This is a genomic window from Sphingomonas faeni (assembly GCF_040407495.1).
Taxonomy (GTDB): Bacteria; Pseudomonadota; Alphaproteobacteria; order Sphingomonadales; family Sphingomonadaceae; genus Sphingomonas; species Sphingomonas faeni_D.
This window is the reverse complement of record NZ_JAPZPP010000005.1, coordinates 110,379-128,172: the sequence shown is the minus strand read 5'-3', so window position 1 is coordinate 128,172 and position 17,794 is coordinate 110,379. Positions and strand designations below refer to the sequence as shown.

At 63.8% G+C, this 17,794-nt stretch carries 14 protein-coding genes; 9 read left to right on the top strand and 5 right to left on the bottom strand.

The genetic code is table 11. From position 1 onward, the window contains the following. The first annotated feature begins 111 nt into the window (after positions 1–111). The gene (locus O6W96_RS15550) at positions 112–1,017 is read left to right on the top strand and encodes a LysR family transcriptional regulator (RefSeq protein ID WP_353470408.1); all 906 of its coding nucleotides are present in this window, start codon (positions 112–114) and stop codon (positions 1,015–1,017) included. Between the two features lie 149 nt (positions 1,018–1,166). Beyond that, positions 1,167–1,556: a barstar family protein gene (locus O6W96_RS15545; RefSeq protein ID WP_353470407.1), complete on the top strand. Its 390-nt coding sequence runs from the start codon at positions 1,167–1,169 to the stop codon at positions 1,554–1,556. Positions 1,557–1,683: 127 nt separating this feature from the next. On the opposite strand, the gene O6W96_RS15540 is transcribed toward O6W96_RS15545, so the two are convergent. Further along, complete coding sequence (locus O6W96_RS15540) at positions 1,684–2,919, bottom strand: cellulase family glycosylhydrolase (protein WP_353470406.1); 1,236 nt, start codon at positions 2,917–2,919, stop codon at positions 1,684–1,686. Positions 2,920–3,150: 231 nt separating this feature from the next. Between O6W96_RS15540 and O6W96_RS15535 the strand changes: the two genes are divergently transcribed. From O6W96_RS15535 to O6W96_RS15525, 3 genes are read left to right on the top strand one after another with little or no spacing between them, the layout of a single operon-like run. Next, positions 3,151–6,006: a TonB-dependent receptor gene (locus O6W96_RS15535; protein WP_353470405.1), complete on the top strand. Its 2,856-nt coding sequence runs from the start codon at positions 3,151–3,153 to the stop codon at positions 6,004–6,006. 30 nt (positions 6,007–6,036) lie between these two features. Further along, positions 6,037–6,585, top strand: a complete 549-nt coding sequence (locus tag O6W96_RS15530) for a hypothetical protein (protein ID WP_353470404.1) — start codon at positions 6,037–6,039, stop codon at positions 6,583–6,585. Next, on the top strand, positions 6,582–7,583 hold the full coding sequence (locus O6W96_RS15525; RefSeq protein WP_353470403.1) for a family 43 glycosylhydrolase: 1,002 nt from the start codon (positions 6,582–6,584) through the stop codon (positions 7,581–7,583). The genes O6W96_RS15530 and O6W96_RS15525 overlap by 4 nt, the downstream gene beginning before the upstream one ends. Before the next feature lie 270 nt (positions 7,584–7,853). On the opposite strand, the gene O6W96_RS15520 is transcribed toward O6W96_RS15525, so the two are convergent. Beyond that, a complete protein-coding gene (locus tag O6W96_RS15520; protein WP_353470402.1) occupies positions 7,854–9,875 on the bottom strand; it encodes a putative bifunctional diguanylate cyclase/phosphodiesterase in 2,022 nt (673 codons plus the stop codon). A 273-nt stretch (positions 9,876–10,148) separates the two neighbouring features. Here O6W96_RS15520 and O6W96_RS15515 point away from each other — a divergent pair, with 273 nt between their 5' ends. Then, positions 10,149–10,487: a hypothetical protein gene (locus O6W96_RS15515; RefSeq protein ID WP_353470401.1), complete on the top strand. Its 339-nt coding sequence runs from the start codon at positions 10,149–10,151 to the stop codon at positions 10,485–10,487. A gap of 8 nt (positions 10,488–10,495) precedes the next feature. Here O6W96_RS15515 and O6W96_RS15510 read toward each other — a convergent pair whose 3' ends face one another. Further along, positions 10,496–11,524, bottom strand: a complete 1,029-nt coding sequence (locus O6W96_RS15510; protein ID WP_353470400.1) for a serine hydrolase — start codon at positions 11,522–11,524, stop codon at positions 10,496–10,498. Between the two features lie 483 nt (positions 11,525–12,007). On the opposite strand from O6W96_RS15510, the gene O6W96_RS15505 reads away from it, so the two are divergent. After that, positions 12,008–13,066, top strand: a complete 1,059-nt coding sequence (locus O6W96_RS15505) for a metallophosphoesterase (RefSeq protein WP_353470399.1) — start codon at positions 12,008–12,010, stop codon at positions 13,064–13,066. A gap of 112 nt (positions 13,067–13,178) precedes the next feature. On the opposite strand, the gene wrbA is transcribed toward O6W96_RS15505, so the two are convergent. Both wrbA and O6W96_RS15495 read right to left on the bottom strand, forming a co-directional pair. Next, positions 13,179–13,781, bottom strand: a complete 603-nt coding sequence (wrbA, locus tag O6W96_RS15500; RefSeq protein ID WP_120301025.1) for an NAD(P)H:quinone oxidoreductase — start codon at positions 13,779–13,781, stop codon at positions 13,179–13,181. 117 nt (positions 13,782–13,898) lie between these two features. Beyond that, a complete protein-coding gene (locus O6W96_RS15495) occupies positions 13,899–14,618 on the bottom strand; it encodes a pirin family protein (protein ID WP_353470398.1) in 720 nt (239 codons plus the stop codon). Positions 14,619–14,843: 225 nt separating this feature from the next. Here O6W96_RS15495 and O6W96_RS15490 point away from each other — a divergent pair, with 225 nt between their 5' ends. Both O6W96_RS15490 and mqo read left to right on the top strand, forming a co-directional pair. Continuing rightward, positions 14,844–15,749: a LysR family transcriptional regulator gene (locus O6W96_RS15490; protein WP_353470397.1), complete on the top strand. Its 906-nt coding sequence runs from the start codon at positions 14,844–14,846 to the stop codon at positions 15,747–15,749. 248 nt (positions 15,750–15,997) lie between these two features. Continuing rightward, on the top strand, positions 15,998–17,713 hold the full coding sequence (mqo, locus tag O6W96_RS15485; RefSeq protein WP_353470396.1) for a malate dehydrogenase (quinone): 1,716 nt from the start codon (positions 15,998–16,000) through the stop codon (positions 17,711–17,713). Positions 17,714–17,794: the final 81 nt, after the last annotated feature.

The window sequence follows — 17,794 nt, the reverse complement described above, 5'->3', positions numbered from 1 at the left end:
ATCCTCCGCATGTGCGCTGGTAGCGCCGGTCAGGATCATTAAACGCACAGTAGCCAAGCAGGTTACTGGGGAACTGGTTGATGCGATGATGAATCTGGTTCAGCATCGGATATGCGCGTTACTCGTACCAACCTGACGGACCTGGCCTATTTTCTGGCAATCGCCCGCCACCGTAATTTCCGCCTGGCCGGATTGGAGCTCGGCGTATCCGCTTCCGCGGTCAGCCATGCGCTCAAAAGTTTCGAAGAGCGTACTGGCGTCCGACTGATCAATCGGACCAACCGCTCCGTGACGTTGACGTCGGCTGGAACGGCGCTTGAGAAATCGGTCTCCGGGTCGTTTGCCAACATAGGCTCCGCCCTCGACAACCTCGATCAGCTTCGCGCCAATCCCGGGGGCAAGATCCGCATCAACGCCGTCGTCGATGCGGTAACACTCGTGCTCGGCCCGGCGCTTGCCGAATTATCTCGCCGCCACCCCGATATCGAAGTCGATCTCGTCTCCAGCAACCGTATTGTCGATGTCGTCGGCGAAGGGTTCGACGCGGGCGTGCGCTACGGTGGCACCGTCCCCGAGGACATGATCGCACAGCGTCTTTCCGCCGACCTCCGATGGGTGGTCGCAGCATCCCCCGGTTATCTGGACGAAAATGGCACGCCAACGCACCCGGACGAACTGAAACACCACCGCTGCCTCGGGGTTCGGCTTGGTGACGACAGTATCTACCGCTGGGAGTTCGAGGGGCCGGACGGCGACTTCGATGTGCCGATCAAAAGTGCAATGACCGCGGACGATAGTCGATCGACCTTGGCGATGGCACTGAACGGCGCGGGTCTGACGTTCGGTCTCGAGGCGTTGTTTGCCAAACATGTCGCCGACGGCAGCCTTCGTCTTGTGCTAACCGACTGGGCGACGACAGGACCAGGCTTCTACCTCTACTATTCCGGACGACGACAGGTGCCCACAGGTCTGCGCGCACTGCTTGCTATAACCGGTGAGCTGAAACCGCTTGGCTGAGACACACGCACGGTATCCAGTATCCCGCCGGAACCGCTCATCTATACGGGCCCGTCACCGCATCCCTCGACCAGGTTGGGCCGTCCGATCCCGAACTCGTCCTTTATTCCCTATAACAATGCAAAGCGAACCGTCCTGGGGCTGATCGAATGAAAACGCTGAACATCGTCGGCCGGAATATCCGTGACATCCCGAGCTTCTATGCCGAGATCAACCGCGTCTTCATGGCAGAAGAGGACTGGCGATTGGGCGAAAGCCTCGATGCGCTGAACGACCTGCTCTATGGCGGTTATGGCGCGATCAAGGGGCGGGAGTCGGTCCGTATCGTGTGGCATGACATCGCAGCAAGCAGGTCGACGCTCGGGGTCGAGGCGACCCGGGCGTTCCTGACGAGAAAGTTGCAGCAGCCGGCCCAGTTCAACGCCGAAGTGATCGGCCGCCAGCTGGACGCTCTCGACCGCGGCACCGGACAGACATATTTCGAGATCGTCCTCGAAATTATCGGCGATCATCGGAACATCGAGCTTGTGCACAGTTGACGCGAAACGTTCGAGTTCAGGTGGCGGTGATGGCAGGCGAACGATGACTGGAGCATCACGCGCAGCGCCGAAACTGAGCATGCGGGCAGCATCGCCTCCCTTTGCGAAGGCGATGCCGCATATCGGTTTAGCGTCGGCGACCTACCGCGGACGTCGCGGACGATTCTGCAGGCACGATCCCCTTCGGTGCCATGCTCAGCCGCCGGATGAGGTCGGTTTCAGCCTGCCGATACGGCGTACCGTCGTTCCGGAAGACTTCGTGAAACCAGATCGTCGGCTCGGCCAGCACGTACGGCTTCTGCCAGCTGTCCCAGGGTAGCCGCGTCTGCGTCTTCCCATCGACGAACCCCCAGTTGATCATCCCGACATTGTAGCGCTTGCCGATCGGCAGCGATCCGTCGAACGTCGAGCCGTTGCCACGCGCCATATACTCCGTGCAGATCACGGGGCGATTATAGGCAAGCAGCTGCTTGATCCGCCGTTCGAACGTCTCGGGCCAGCTATAGTCGTGGAACGTCACGACGTCCGATTGCGTGAGCTGGAGCTTTTCCATCGGCGACGTCTTGCCGCCCGGCGTCCAGTCGTCGCCGGTCCACACCCCAGAGGTCAGCGGCTGTGACGGATCGGCATCGCGTGCCCAGTTGAATACTTGCGCCAGCAGCGCGCGGACCAGCGGCTCCTTGCCCTCCTGCCCCTTATATTGATCGGCACCATTGTCGGGCTCGTTCCAGACGTCCCAGCCGAGGATCCGGTCGTCCTTCGCAAACGCGCCGATCACGCCCTGCACATACGCCTTGTAGCCTAGATACCGCGTACGATCGCGCAGACCCGGCAACCCCGGTCCCTGCACCCAGCCGGAATTATGTACGCCCGGAATCGGCGGATGCTGTGGCCCGAGTTTCGGATCGGGATCCCAGCAACTGTCGAACAGCACGAACAACGGCTTGATCTTGTGCGCCTTGGCCATCGTCAGGAATGCGTCGATCCGCTGCTTGAAGCCTTCCGGATCCTGCTGCCAGAGCTGGTCGTGGAGAAACACGCGCATCGTATTCATGCCGATGCCCTGCGCCAGACCCAGTTCGTAATCGATCCGCTTGGGATCCCAGGTCGTCGCCTGCCACATTTCAAGCTGGTTGATCGCGGTGGCAGGTGCGTAATTCGCTCCGACTAACCAAGGTTGCGCGGCGTACCAGATCTTCGCCTGCGTCTCCGTCCAGCGCCCGCGGGCCTCGGCCGGGCTGGCGGCCAACACTGCCGCGGCAAGCAAGGCGAGGCACAGCGGCTTTCGAGCGATCACGGTCCTTGCGACCCCCGGTCCTTGTTTCGTCCACGCGCGCGTCCGCGCCAAATTGCCATCGCTCATTGACGTTCCTCTCCTGTTTAACGGTTTCGCCGCTCGCTAGGGCAACGATACGCAGCTACCGCGATGCTGTTTCCGCATCCGCCGCGATCCTAGCGGCCAACGCCTCCAGTCAACAAGACCCTGTGACGGATCTGCTACTCTTGTCCTACAAAACAATTGATTACGTCGGTCGATCGTCTTAGCGTGACGGCAAGTCGCATGGAAAACCATCGACACCTAGGGGAGTGACACATGAACGCGAAAGCACGCCTTTGCGCATCCGCGGCCGGCATTGCGCTGGCTACCGTGGCGCTGGCTACCGTGACGCCAGCAACCGCACAAATTTCTGGAGCCACACCGAACAAAACGCAGGCCGGAGGGCAGGATCTGCCCAAGCCGACAACGGCGTCGGACCAGAACGCCAACCCCGCCGCACCACAACCGTCGCTCCAGGAAAGCCCGACCGAGGGCGACGGCGAGATCGTCGTCACCGGCCTTCGTCGTAGCCTCCAGTCGGCGCAGGCGATCAAGCGCAATTCCGACGGCATCGTCGATGCGATCGTCGCCGAGGACATTGGTAAGCTCCCCGATACGTTCGCGTCGTCCGCACTCGCCCGCGTATCAGGCGTGCAGGTGACGCGCGGTGGCGGCGAGTCGGCAGGCGTCACGGTGCGCGGCCTGCCCGATCTCAGCACCACCTATAACGGCCGCGAAATTTTCACTGCCGAGGGGCGCTTCGTCCAGATCCAGGATTTCCCCGCCGGCACGGTCGCGGCGCTCGAAGTTTACAAATCTGGCACCGCCAACCTGATCGAGGGCGGCATCGGCGGCCAGGTCAACGTCCGCGGCCGCCGCCCCTTCGACTTCAACGGCTTCGAACTGTCGGGATCGCTGAACGGGGTGAACTGGCAACAGTCGGGCAAGATGTCGTGGAACGGCAATCTGCTCGTCAGCGACCGCTGGAACACCGGGATCGGCGAGATGGGCCTGCTCGTCAACGCATCCTATGTCGGCATCAATTTCCTGGATTCGACGCGCGAGCAATCGCTGGTCGTCGCCACCACCAATGCCGTGAATGCCCCCGGCACGACCGGCGGGGTTCGCTATCCCGACGCGCAATCGCTCTTCCTCAGCTATGGCCGTCGCTGGCGCCCGTCCGCCAACGCCGCGTTCCAGTGGAAGCCGACGCCGGAACTCGAAATCTATGCCGACGGTCTCTACCAGGGCTATCGTGGGCGCGACTCCAACCGGTTCATGTTCGTGCCAAACTTCGGCGGCGCCGATTTCCAGTTGAACAACCTGACCACGCGCGCCGGCAACCCGAACGTCGCGCAAAGCGCGACCATTTCGGGTGCCAATGCACCTGATGGCTATTACGGGTCGGCCAACGGGACGACCAATACGTATCAGGCCGGCGGTGGCGCGATCTGGAAACACGACAAGCTCCAGATCTCGGGCGACATCGCCTACACCAACAGCACCTACACGTTCGACGCGGTCAACATCGACTACACGTTCCGCAGTTCGCCGGTCCGCAACGTCGTGTTCGAGTCGCCGGGAACAGACGGTGGCCCAAGCTTCGACCTGGGCTCCTTCAACCTGACCGATCCGGCCAATTACCTCAGCCGCGGCTTCTTCCAGGAATTTACCAAGGTCGGCGGCAAGGACATCCAGTCGCGCTTCGACGTCCAGTACGACATCGGCGACGGCCTGCTGAAACGCCTGCAGTTCGGCGTCCGCTACAATGATCGCGACGCCAACCGTGATCGCGGCGCACCCTATATCTTCAATCTGCCCGCTCAGATTCCGATCACCGCGCTGCCGGTCACCACCGAGAGCACGCTCGCTGGGTTCGGCTATAACAACACGCTGCCGATCCACACGTTCACCGCGATCCCCTCAAGCAGCATCCGCGATAATCTCGTCGCCTTGCGGAGCTTCTACGGTGCGCCGGCAGGACGACCGGAGTTCAATCCGTCGGAGAATTTCCGCGCGAACGAAAAGGCCTTGGCCGCGTATGCGCAGGTCAAGTACGGCTTCGACATCGGCAGCGTCGTCGTCGACGGCGTCGTCGGTTTGCGCGCGATCCGCACGAAGAACCAGATCAGCGGCTTCCTGCGCGACGAACAGACGCCCGGGAACTTCGTCATCACGCCGATTACCGCGAAGAACGAATATACCGATTACCTGCCGAACGTCAGCGCGCGGGTCGCAGCCACCGATGAACTGCAATTGCGGCTCGCCTACACGCAGACGCGGACCAGACCGAACTTCTTCGATCTCAATCCGGCGCTGACCGTCGGATCACCGCCGACGATCGATCCGAACAATCCGCCGAACCCGAACGATCCCAACAGCAACGCGCGCAATATCACGGCGGGCAATCCGAACCTGTCGCCGCTGACGTCGAACAACTACGACGCGAGCCTCGAATGGTATTTCTCGCGGACCGGTTCGCTGACCGGCGCGATCTTCCGCCGTGATGCACAGGGCTTCATCTCGAACACGACCGTCTTCACCACCGACCCTACCTATGGCCGCGTGCGCTTCACTCAGCCCGAAAACACCGGCGCAACGCGGTTCCAGGGCGTCGAAGTCGGCTTTACGAGCTTCCTCGACATCGACGGCCTGCCCGATTGGGCGAAGGGCTTCGGCCTGCAGGCCAACGGCACCTATGTCGATTCAAAGGGCGATCTGGCATCGACGCTCGCGACGTCCCCCAACGTCGCCGGCCAGCAGCAGCGCTTCAACGGCGTATCGAAATGGACGTACAATCTGGTCGGGCTGTACGAACGGCCGTTCTTCTCGGCGCGGGTCGCGTATAATTTCCGCTCGGACTTCGTGCAATATTACAGCCAGGAGCCGCTCGATGTCGACGTCAACGGCGCTCAACGCACAGGCGGGGTGATCGAGAAGGCGCGCGGGCAACTCGATCTGTCTGCAACGGTCACGCCGGTTCCGAGCGTCACGCTGGCGTTCGACGTCGTCAACGTGCTGGGCAATCCGATCCGACGCTATCGCCAGTTCGATGACGCCGGTGATCAGTTCGCACGCCAGATCTTCTATCTCGAGCGCACCTATTCGCTCGGCGTCCGGTTTCGGTTCTGAACACCACAGTTGTTTGGGGGAGATACTATCGTGCGGATTGCTTTCTTCGCGACGCTTGGGTTGACCCTGCTGTCGGCCACGCCAATTCTGGCGGCGGACACGCCGAGCATGGCTGATCGGCTGGTCAACGATCCTCGGGTGGAGGCCCTCAATGCGTACGGGTTGCGTCTTCCGCCGACCGTGCGCGCCGACAAGGGCGTGCAGTTCGGCAAGGCCTTGCGCGTGCCGTTGAAGGGCCATGCGGATTTCTGGCGGGTCGGCGTGACCACCCCGGTCCTGAAAGCGATCCGGAAAGGCGATCAGATCGTCGTCGCGTTCTGGGCGCGCGCGGAAGAAACCGAAAACGGCGCGCCCGGCAAGATCGGCCGGGTGCAGTTGGAGGCAACACCGCTCGTTCGGGCGATCTTCGACAAGTCGTTCGAGGTGACTCCGGAGTGGAAGATGTATCAGGTGAAAGGCGTCGCAGATCACGACTATGGCCCGCGCCAGCTCAACGCTGCATTGCACCTCGATGTCGCCAAGCAGGTGCTCGACCTCGGACCGGTGTTCGTGCTCGACTATGGGCAGCCAGGGCAATGACGCGGCGTTGGGGCCGCTGGATCGCAGGCGCGATCGGTATCGCACTGGTTACAGCGGTAAGTACCGCGCGCAACCCCGTCTTTCAGGGCGCCGACCCGCACGCGGTGATGATCGACGGCGAGATGTGGATCTTCCCGACCGGCGGTCCGGGCGGGAGTTGGGCGGCGGACCGGTTCGGTGCTTTTTCGTCGCGTGATCTCGATACCTGGACCAGCCGGGGCGAAATCCTCCGCCGCGATCAAATCAACTGGATCGGCGACGACGGCGCAAAGGCGCATTTCCTGTGGGCACCCGGCGTCGCGACGCGGGGCGGCAAATGGTATCTCTATTATTCGGTCGGGCCACAGAACCCGACGCCGAGCCGGATCGGCGTTGCCGTCGCGGATGCGCCGCAGGGCCCATACCGGGACAGCGGCGGCCCTCTTGTCACCGGCGGGCGCCAGGCGAACGGCCAGTTTGAGGCGATCGACCCGATGGCATTCGTCGACCCACGGTCCGGCAAGGCTTATCTCTACGCCGGCGGCAGCGCCGGAGCGAAGCTGCGTGTCTGGGAACTCGGTCGAGACATGGTCAGTCTGGCGCGGGAAGTCCCGATCGACCAACCGCCCAATTTCACCGAGGGCGCGTTCATGCATGAGCGCAACGGTGTCTATTACCTCTCGTATAGTCACGGCCGCTGGAACCACCCCGATTACTCGGTCCATTACGCAACGGCCCGCTCCCCGATCGGTCCGTGGCGCTACCGCGGGGCGATCCTGAAGAGCGACGCGTCGCATCAGGGGCCGGGCCATCACAGCTTCGTCCGCACCCGCAACGGCGCGTGGCTCATCATCTATCACCGTTGGGATGCGCTGGCTGGTCCGGGACCGTTGAGTGGGGAGCGCCAGGTTGCCATCGACCGTGTTCGCTATGCCACCGACGGCACCATCCTGCCGATCGTCATGACGGACGGGAACGAGGCGCCGACACTGCCCGGCACTGGTAAGCGGGGCGAATAAGACGGTACGGCGACGACGCGCACGCCCCGCAATATGGGCACAACTCGCCAGTCCCGATGGTTTTGGGCCGATAACTTCCTGACCTGCGCGAGGATTGCCGAGTATTCGGTTCGGCACCTCGGCATGACGCGCCGCTCGACAACATTCCAAGGGCTCTTCCGCTTATTTTTTGGCGTTCGTCTATGCCATCATACCGAAGTCGAGCAACCCGAGAGCGACCGCGGACGTACCAGATATCGTCTGGAACATCCGCCTGTCGTCATTCAAAACCTAGTCTACCGTTTCGCCGACGGCCGCATAGGGATGCTCTGTCGACGTCCCGATCAGAAACCCCTGAACCTGATTGCAACCCCATTGCCGCAGGACAGACAGCTGCTCTTCGGTTTCAACGCCCTCGGCAACGATGACGAGGCCCAGGCTTTTGCCGAGCCCGATCGTAGCCTTGACGATCGAGGACGAGGACGCGTGACTGTGCATGGTCGCCACAAAGCTGCGATCGATCTTGATCTTATCGAACGCGAATTCCTTGAGATTGCCAAGCGAGGAGTGCCCGGTTCCAAAGTCGTCGAGCACGATCTTGGCACCACGCTTTCGCAGCTCCGAAAGCGTGGCGAGAACGCTGTCTCGTTGGAAAGCGAGAAGCGTCGCACTCTCGGTGACTTCGAGTTCCAACCGGGCGAACGCGACGCGCCAACGTAGTGCGGCATTCCACATCTCGGTCACGAGACCGACCGAGCGAAACTGTATCGGCGACAGGTTCATCGCCAGCGACACTTCGGGGTCCCAGGTCGATGCGGCGCGGAGTGCCTGATCGATCATCCATGAACCGATGGTGTCGATAAGTCCGCTGGACTCGGCGATGGGTATGAAGACGTCCGGTGGTATGTCGCCCAGGCTGGAATGCCGCCAGCGAAGCAGTGCTTCATACGCGACGATCCGCAGCGAAGCCGTGTCGGCGATAGGCTGGAACACCAGACGCAGTTCGTTCGCCGAAATAGCACTTTCAAGGTCCCTGGCGAGCCGCACCCGCTGGCTCTCCTCGTCCTTCAGATGCTTGTTGTAGATCCGTGCTGTATTCCTGCCATCGGCCTTGGCGCGATACAGCGCGAGGTCCGCGAGTTCGTGAAGCTCGTCGCCGGTCTGACCAGGTTCCGAAAGCGCTACTCCGACGCTCATCCTGATCCCGACGCCTTCGTCCGACGATGCCGAGGCCATCTTGAAGATACGCGATATCAGGGCTTCCGTGGCCGCAGGTTGCGCACGCGCGACCTGGATAACGGCAAATTCGTCGCCGCCGATCCGCGCAACCAGATCATCGCCGCGGACGCACGACGACAGGAGCTGCGCCGTACGCTTGAGCACGCGGTCACCGCCCGCATGCCCCAACCGATCATTGATCGCCTTGAACGCGTCGAGATCGATCGCGAACACCGCTACGACGTCTCCGGTCCGCTTGCTGCGCGCCAGTTCGTGCGCGAGACGGTTCTCGAACAGAAGGCGGTTCGCCAAGCCGGTCAACATATCGTGGTTGGCCAGAAACTCGGCACGACGCTCGGCGGTCCGTCGACTCTCTACGGCATTGCGGTATTCGTACAGTCCACGCGCCAGATCGCCGAGCTCGTCGGCCCGATCCAGTCCGGGTACGCCGCCATCGCTTTCGCCGACTTTGAACTCGCGCAGGCGCGCCGCCATGATAGTCATCGGCGATACCAGTCTTCGACGCAGCCAGATGCTCATGCCGCATATGATCGCGACGATGACGAGCCCCCCAAGCAACACCGAGATGATGTCCCGAAAGCTCTCACGCCGGTTCTTGTCCGCCGCCGTCCAGATCGCCGACGTCAGTGCCTGTCGTGCTTGACTGCGGCTCGTCTCCAACGCTGCCAACGCGCCCAGGAAACGGGGCATGGCCGCCTTTATGCCGGACGGTGTCGTACGGCTCGTTTCGATCAGACGATCGGACGCCTCAGCAAAAGCGGCGGCGGCTTGCTGCACGTCCTCCCTTGGAACCGCGCCCGGTTCCAGTCCGCGGTCGGGCAATTGCGCGACGTATGACGATTGGCGCTTGAAGGTCGCAATCCGGTTGTGGAGCGCCTCCCAGCGCGCGTTGCGTACAGCGATGCCCCGCTCTGCGTCGCGAGTCAGGCGCCCTACGTCCTGACGCAACCTTCGTTGCGCCTGATCCAGCCGATCCTGCCGAGCCAGCGCATCGCTCAACACCGTGATGCGCAAATCCGCCCGATGAATCTTGTCGCCGACCGAGAAACCGACTGCCAGCAGCGCTAGTGCCATGACGATCACAGATGTGCAGGCTATGGAAACGCGCGCCGATATCGATAGTCGCACAGGCTTCTCCCTGAACCCCGGCTAACGCCAAAGCGTTACGGTATCGTTAGAGGATCGTAGCTGGGGCTCGCTGCCACGCGCCTGTCGCGCAAGGGGCGCGGCGCATCCCCCCAGACGCGTAAGGCGCACGGGAGCGTTCCCGCTCGGGTTCGAACCGGTGTTGGTGTAGCGGACCGATGACGCTGCCCGTCCGGCAGTGCTGATCAGGAAAGTCGACGCATGGCGCGTAAGCATTCGAAACATGGACCGTATGACGACCTGCACGAGGCCGAAGAGGCTCCGGTAGCGGTCGTCGCGTGCTGGCTCTGCGGCCGCCCCACAGGCAAGACCATCGTCTGGCATCACCCGGTTCCCAAGAGTCGAGGCGGGCGCGATGTCGTGCCGATGCATCCGATCTGCCAGCAGACGCTCACCGCGAATTTCACCAATTCCGAACTGCAACGCCACGGGATGGACGTCGATGGCTTGCTCGCCGACCCCGCCGTGCGGAAGTTTGTCGATTGGGTCGCGAACAAGGATCCGGATTTCACGGCAACCACGACCAAGAAGCAGCGCTGACCGCGCAGTCATCGACGCTCCGACGCGACGATCGCGCGCGTCACGTCGCCCATCAGCCGCATCCGTACCGGGATCGGCTGGCGGGTACTGGCGATCAGGACGGCGACGGCATAGCGATGGCCGTTCGGTGCGATGAGCAGTCCGACATCGTTGTAGCCGGTCGACAGGCTGCCAAGATCCTGCCCGGTTCCGGTCTTGTGCGCGAGCGTCCAGCCGGGCCGGAGCCCCGACTTGAGACGTAGCGGACCGGTCTTGCTCGACCGCATCAACGCGAGCAGCGACGCCGTCGAACGTGCGCTCAACAGCTTGCCCTGCGCCAGCAAGGACAGGCCCAGCGTTATGCCGTTGGCCGATGCCCCGTCGATCGGCGCGGCGAGATAACGGCGGAGCGCCCGATCGCGTGCTTCGTAGCTCATCGCCGCCCGAGCTTTCAGAAAGCCCCAGCCTCCCGCCCATTCGGGCCGCCATTCCAGCCCGACGGTACGTGCCTGCAACTGCCGCTCGCCGGGGCCGAACTTGACGCCGGCAATGCCCTTGGCCGCAAGTATCCGGTTTACCGCAACCGGACCCCCGACCCGGCCCAGAAGCACGTCGTTGCACGTATTGTCGCTGCGCGTCATCGCGCCGCGCAGCAGTTCTCCGATGGTCGCCTTGTAGCCGTCCTTGCCGACCAATGCCCGGATCGGCTGGTGGAAGAGGGTGAGATCGGTGCGCGTGACCGTTACCGGATCGGCCAGCGACAGGCGGCCGCGATCGACCGCATCCATAACGGCGATCGCGACCCATAGCTTGCTCACGCTTTGTTGCGGTCGCGGGCGGTCGCCGTCCCACGCGACGACCCAGCCTTCGTCGATATCGCGCACGCTGATACCGACCTCGCCCTTGAACCCCGTTCCCAATGCCTGGATGGTGTTGAGCAGATCAGCGGATGGCTGAGCCCGTGACGGCCGCCGTGTCGGCAATCGCGCTGCCGGTGCGGTCGTCTGCACGGTGATCGGCACCGACGAACGCGGCAGGGGCTGGCGTCCAGCGGGCACGCAAGCAGCTAGAGCGGACACACCGGCAACGACGCCGATGCCCCGATACAATGATTCAAGCGTCAACAACACTTCCCTTTTCCGCACGGTGTAGCGTGCCGACCTTCTGGCGAAACCCGGTGGTCGCGTTCCTCGACGTGATTAGAGGTCGATCCGACGCAAGTGCCTGAGCTGGTGGTCAGGGGTACCGATCACGTGCAGCGCTCGACGTTGCTCTCGAAACTGCAATATCGATGAGGCGATCTCCCTCGCAGCCGACGAAGGGGATGTGGCGAGCTGGCAAAAGCGCTTGCTCTGACCCGATGCTTCGGCGGATGACGCGATCCTGGCGACTGTCATCTTGCCCGCAAGGCAAGCGTTGCAGACCGCGCGGGTGGCGCACGTACCCGCGTTCGCGTCACCGTATTTCGACGGAGAACGACGATCTTTCACCTTATCTTCGCGACCCCGTGCCTACTCGTCGTCGTGCGATGGCTCTGGCCCTTGGCCCTGCCGTTCTGGGCCAAGGGGGGTATCGCAGTCCTCCTGCTCGCGGTCTCGCAATATCATTTCTGGAGTCGGCTATCGTCCGGATCGGTGTTCGCGCCCGAGTTTCCTCGGACCGTCGTCATCCTGTTCAACTGGGCGTTCGGCGCGATCGTGTTGCTGGCCGTCTTCCAGCTTCTGCTCGATCTCGGGACGCTGGTGACGATGCTCGTGCGATGGCAGGCGGTAGACGTCCCGGATGGCGCACGCTTTGCCATTGCCGGACTAGCCGCGCTGCTTGCGGCGATCGGCGTCGGCAATGCCATCCGCGTGCCGCCGCTCAACGACATCGAGGTCGCGATCCGCGATCTGTCGCCAGAGTTCGACGGGTATCGTATCCTCCAACTGACCGATCTGCACATCAGCCGGTTGTTTCCGGAGCGCTGGGCCCGCCAGATGGTCGATCGGGCGAACGCATCGGGAGTCGACCTGATCGTCGTGACCGGCGACTTCATCGACGGCTCCGTCGCGATGCGCCGTGACGATGTCGAACCGCTACGGGATCTTCATGCCCCCGACGGAGTCTACGCAATCCCGGGCAACCATGAGTATTTCTTCGATTACGCGGCCTGGATGCGCCACCTCGCGGGGTTGGGAATCCGCATGCTGCCGAACGCCCATGCCGTGCTGACACGAGGCGACGCGCGTCTGGTCTTGGCCGGCGTCACCGACCTGTCGGCGCCCGGCGTGGGTCAGGCCGGACCAGACCTATCCGCCGCGCTTGCCGGATCCCCCGCCGCCGTACCCGTCATATTGCTCGATCATCAACCCAAGAATGCGCGCCGCGCTGCCGCCCGGGGAATCGCGCTTCAGCTATCCGGTCACACGCATGGCGGGATGATCGCGGGTCTCGATAGACTGGTTGCGCCGGCCAATGGCGGGTTCGTGTCCGGTCGCTACGAGGTTGCGGGCATGACGCTGTATGTCAGCAACGGTACCGCCTTGTGGCCAGGCTTCGCCCTTCGTCTCGGCCGCCCGTCCGAACTGACCCGGATCACCCTGCGCCCCGCCCCGTAAGCCGACCGCGCGCGCGATCGACGGTTTGGTTCGGCGTGTCGTTGAGCGCAGCCGATCACAACGCAAAACCGGGACCGACGCAGGAGCGTCGATCCCGGCAATCCTACAGGCCTTAGCCCTTCAGCTTGGCCGCGGTTTCGGCGATGCGCTTGCCCTGGTAGCGTGCGCCGTCGAGCTCTTCCTTGCTCGGCATGCGGCTGCCGTCGCCGTCCGAGATCGTCGTCGCGCCGTAGGGCGATCCGCCCTTGACCGTGTCGACGCCCATCTGCGCCTGGAAGCCATAGTCGAGCCCGACGATCGTCATGCCGTGATGGATCAGGTTGGTGATGATCGAGAACAACGTCGTTTCCTGGCCGCCATGCTGGCTCGCGGTCGAGGTGAACGCACCGCCGACCTTGCCGATCAGCGCGCCCGAGAACCACTGGCCGCCGGTCGTGTCCCAGAACTGCGCCATCTGTGCAGGCATCCGGCCGAAACGGGTCGGTGCACCGACGATGATCGCGTCATACTGCTCGAGCGCGGCGGGGCCTTCGATCTCGGCGTGCGCGGTGTCGGTCTTGAAGTGCGCGGCCTCGATCACCGCCTGCGGAGCGGTTTCGGCGACGCGGCGGATGTCCACCTCGGCGCCACCGGCGCGCGCGCCCTCGGCGACGGCATCCGCCATCTGCTCGATATGGCCGTAGGACGAGTAATAGAGCACGAGAACCTTGGTCATGGGCATTTCCTTCGAATTCCCTTCCCGCTTGCGGGAGGGGTTAGGGGAGGGCAGTTCCGGGCGGGATCGCGGGAGGAAGCCCCTCCCCCGACCCCTCCCGCAAGCGGGAGGGGAGTTTTATTCCGAGTCTACCAGAACGATCTCGGCGTCCTCTTGAGCCGTGATCGTCACCGTCTGGCCGCCCTTCAGCGCCGCTCCGTCGCGCGCACCAAAGGCGTCGTCGCCGATCGTGATCGCACCGGTCGCCGGCACCAGATACACGTGGCGTCCCTCGCCGACCGCATAGTCGACGCTATCGCCAGCCTTCAGCGTCGCCGCCAGCACCCGCGCATTCGCCCGGATCGGCAACGCATCGCCGTCGCCCTCGAACCCGCTGGCGAGCGTCACGAACTGCCCCGACCGCTCGCCCTTCGGAAACGGCTTGGCACCCCAACTCGGTGCGCCGCCTTTACGCGAAGGCTCGATCCAGATCTGGAAGATCGTCGTCGTCTCGGGCTCGAGATTATACTCGGCATGCCGCACGCCGGTCCCCGCGCTCATCACCTGCACGTCGCCAGCCTCGGTGCGGCCCTTGTTGCCGAGCGAGTCCTGGTGCGTGATCGCGCCCGAGCGGACATAGGTGATGATCTCCATGTCCTGATGCGGATGCGGCGGGAACCCTGAGTTTGCGGCGATCTGGTCGTCGTTCCAGACGCGGATCGCGCCCCAGCCCATCCGGGCGGGATCATAATAGCTCGCGAACGAGAAATGATGCCGCGCATTCAGCCAGCCGTGATCGGCATGGCCAAGGCTGTCGAAGGGGCGGCGGTCAACTTTGGAAAGGGTCGTGGTCGTCATGATAGGTCTCCACTGGTTGAACCCAAGATAGGCGCTGCGATTACGCCGTAAATAGAAACGCTGGAAACCGATCGTTTCGATAGCTAACATCCCCTTCTTACCCCCCTCCCTGAAAGGGAGGGGTTGGGGGTGGGTCGGCCGCTTGGCGAACGCGACTTTCCCTCGATAGCGACCCACCCCCAGCCCCTCCCTTCCAGGGAGGGGGGAAGATCTGGAGACCCCCACATGCGCCTGCCCGATCTCGAAGCCTGGGCGATCTTCGCCAGCGTCGTCGAGCACCGCTCGTTCAGCGCCGCCGCCGACGCGGTCGGGCTCAGCAAGGCGACCGTATCGAAGGCGATCACCCGCCTCGAAGCGCATCTCGGTCAGTCGCTCTTCCACCGCACCTCGCGCCGCCTCGCGCTCACCGAAGCCGGCAAGCCGCTCGCCGAACACGCCGCGCGCATTCTCGCCGAAGCCCGCGCAGCCGAGGAATCCGCGCACGACGCCGCCAGCGCGCATACCGGTCGTGTCCGCCTCGCCGCCCCGATGAGCTTCGGCGTCACCAACGTCGCCCCGATCCTCGCCGAATTCCTCGTCGCGCATCCGGGTATCGAGGTCGATTTCCACTTGTCCGATGCACGCGTCGACATAGTCGCGGAAGGGTTCGACGTCGCGCTGCGGATCGCCGAGCTGCCCGACAGCTCGCTCCGTGCCCGCCGCCTGTGCAGCATCCAGGCGCACACCGTCGCCGCGCCCAGCTATCTCGCCAGGCACGGCACCCCGACGCACCCGGCACAGCTCGGCGAGCATCAATTGGTCGGCTATTCGAACGTCGTCGGCCCGTGGCGCTTCCACGGCCCCGGCGGCGCCGACGTCTCGGTTCGCCTGCAAGGCCAGCTCACCGCCAACAGCGGCGAAGCGATCGTCCCCGCGCTGATCGCCGGGCTCGGCATCGCGCGCCTGCCCGACTTCATCGTCGACCGGCATATCGCGTCCGGCGCGCTCGTCATCATCCTCCAAGACTGGGCACCCGCCAAGATAGGTCTCCACCTCCTCACCCCGCCAAGCCCCCTCCGCCCGGCCCGCGTCGAGGCCCTGATAGACTTCCTTGCAGCACGCCTCCGTGATCCGAACGCAGGGCAAGCGTAAAGCGGCGACCTTGCGCAAAACCGGGCCGGATGCCATGTAAGAGGCTGGATAGATGCTCGAGTTTGCAACCCAGCGCGATCCCAACGACACCCGATACCGGGATGAGGACTTTGAGCAGCGGCCGCGCTCAGTCGGTAGTACGTGTATCGATTCCGTGATTTCCGCGTGGCTGACCCGATAATCCGGTTATGGATTCTCGTCGTCTTCGGCCTGTGTCGGGACAGCGGACCATGCCGAAACGTAAAGGCATGACCATGCGGCCAGACGCTAACAAGATTTCCCCAGCACCCAAGACCGGCGTGACCCGCCGCAACCTGCTCGGCTCGGCGATCGTCGCCGGCGGTGCCGCCGCATTGCCGATCGCGCACGCCGATGCCGCGACCACTGAGCGCACCGTCGACGTCCTGCTGATCGGCGGCGGCATCATGAGCGCGACGCTCGCCGTCCTTCTGCGCGAACTCGAGCCAACCTGGACGATCGAAATGGTCGAACGCCTCGACAAGGTCGCCGATGAAAGCTCGAACGGCTGGAACAACGCCGGGACCGGCCACTCCGCGCTGTGCGAACTCAACTACACGCCGGTCAACACGGCCGACGGCAAGGTCGAGATCGCCAAGGCGGTCGAGATCAACGAGCAGTTCCAGGTCACGCGCCAGTTCCTGAGCCATCAGGTCGATACCGGCATCCTCGCCAACCCGCGCTCGTTCATCAATTCGACGCCGCACATGAATCTTGTGTGGGGCGATGCCAACGTCGCCTTCCTGCAAAAGCGCCACGCCGCGCTCCAGGCGAGCCCGCTCTTCTCGGGCATGGAATTCACCACCGACCCGAAGCAGATTGCGCAGTGGGTGCCGGTGATGATGGAAGGCCGCGCGCCCGGCACGAAGCTCGCCGCGACGCGATCGCCGCTCGGCACCGATTGCGACTGGGGCGAAGTCACGCGCCAGTATATCGGGTCGCTCGCCAAGCAGGACAATTTCACGCTGACCACGGGCCACGAGGTCCGCTCGCTCGAACGCGAGACGATCGGCGGCAAGAAGGCCCGCTGGCGCGTCACCGCGCGCGACATGAAGACCGACGAGAAACAGGTCATCAAGGCGCGCTTCGTGTTCGCAGGCGCCGGCGGCGGCGCGCTGCCGATCCTGCAGAAGTCGGGCATCCCCGAGGCCGACGATTATGCCGGCTTCCCGGTCGGCGGCTCGTTCCTCGTCGCGGACAAGCCCGCAATCACGCACCGCCATCTCGCCAAGGTCTACGGCAAGGCGGCGGTCGGCTCGCCGCCGATGTCCGTGCCGCATCTCGACACGCGCTTCCTCGACGGCAAGCAGGCGCTGTTGTTCGGCCCGTTCGCGACCTTCTCGACCAAGTTCCTCAAGGAAGGCTCGTATTTCGATCTTCCGGCGTCGGTCACGCTCGACAATTTCCGGCCGATGCTCGCGGTCGGCTGGGACGATTTCGACCTCGTCGAATATCTCGCAGGCCAGCTCATCATGTCGGACAGCGACCAGATGGATGCCCTGCGCGAGTATTTCCCGGGTGCGAAGGACGGCGACTGGCGCCTGTGGCAGGCTGGCCAGCGCGTCCAGATCATCAAGCGCGATCCGGAAAAGGGCGGCGTGCTGCGGCTCGGCACCGAGATCGTAGCGTCGAAGGACGGCTCCATTGCTGCGCTGCTGGGCGCCTCGCCGGGGGCCTCGACCGCACCGTCGATCATGCTCAACCTGTTGAAAAGGGTGTTCCCGAACCATCTGGCGACAGCGCAATGGCAGACAAAGATCCGTGAGATCGTTCCGACCTACGGCGTGATGCTGAACGAGAGCCCGGACGCGCTGGCAGAGCATTGGGCGGCGACCGCGGATACGTTGCAACTCGCGGTGGCGTCACCGACGGTCAGCGTAGCCGCGCGACCGCGCCCGGCGGCGATGCGCGTCAAGCCCGATCGCAGCCCCGATCTGGCACTATAGACGCGAAGAGACGCGCAGGCGTCAAAGCCCGTTCGACCCGAGTAGCAAGCGCTGCTGGGGTCGAACGAATCGAAACTAGCG

What these genes read in the sequence shown, in the direction of transcription:
- O6W96_RS15550 (WP_353470408.1), top strand. Translation starts at nt 112, where the DNA reads ATGCGCGTTACTCGTACCAACCTGACGGACCTGGCCTATTTTCTGGCA.
- O6W96_RS15545 (WP_353470407.1), top strand. Translation starts at nt 1,167, where the DNA reads ATGAAAACGCTGAACATCGTCGGCCGGAATATCCGTGACATCCCGAGC.
- O6W96_RS15540 (WP_353470406.1), bottom strand. Translation starts at nt 2,919, where the DNA reads ATGAGCGATGGCAATTTGGCGCGGACGCGCGCGTGGACGAAACAAGGA.
- O6W96_RS15535 (WP_353470405.1), top strand. Translation starts at nt 3,151, where the DNA reads ATGAACGCGAAAGCACGCCTTTGCGCATCCGCGGCCGGCATTGCGCTG.
- O6W96_RS15525 (WP_353470403.1), top strand. Translation starts at nt 6,582, where the DNA reads ATGACGCGGCGTTGGGGCCGCTGGATCGCAGGCGCGATCGGTATCGCA.
- O6W96_RS15520 (WP_353470402.1), bottom strand. Translation starts at nt 9,875, where the DNA reads ATGGCACTAGCGCTGCTGGCAGTCGGTTTCTCGGTCGGCGACAAGATT.
- O6W96_RS15515 (WP_353470401.1), top strand. Translation starts at nt 10,149, where the DNA reads ATGGCGCGTAAGCATTCGAAACATGGACCGTATGACGACCTGCACGAG.
- wrbA (WP_120301025.1), bottom strand. Translation starts at nt 13,781, where the DNA reads ATGACCAAGGTTCTCGTGCTCTATTACTCGTCCTACGGCCATATCGAG.
- O6W96_RS15495 (WP_353470398.1), bottom strand. Translation starts at nt 14,618, where the DNA reads ATGACGACCACGACCCTTTCCAAAGTTGACCGCCGCCCCTTCGACAGC.
- O6W96_RS15490 (WP_353470397.1), top strand. Translation starts at nt 14,844, where the DNA reads ATGCGCCTGCCCGATCTCGAAGCCTGGGCGATCTTCGCCAGCGTCGTC.
- mqo (WP_353470396.1), top strand. Translation starts at nt 15,998, where the DNA reads ATGACCATGCGGCCAGACGCTAACAAGATTTCCCCAGCACCCAAGACC.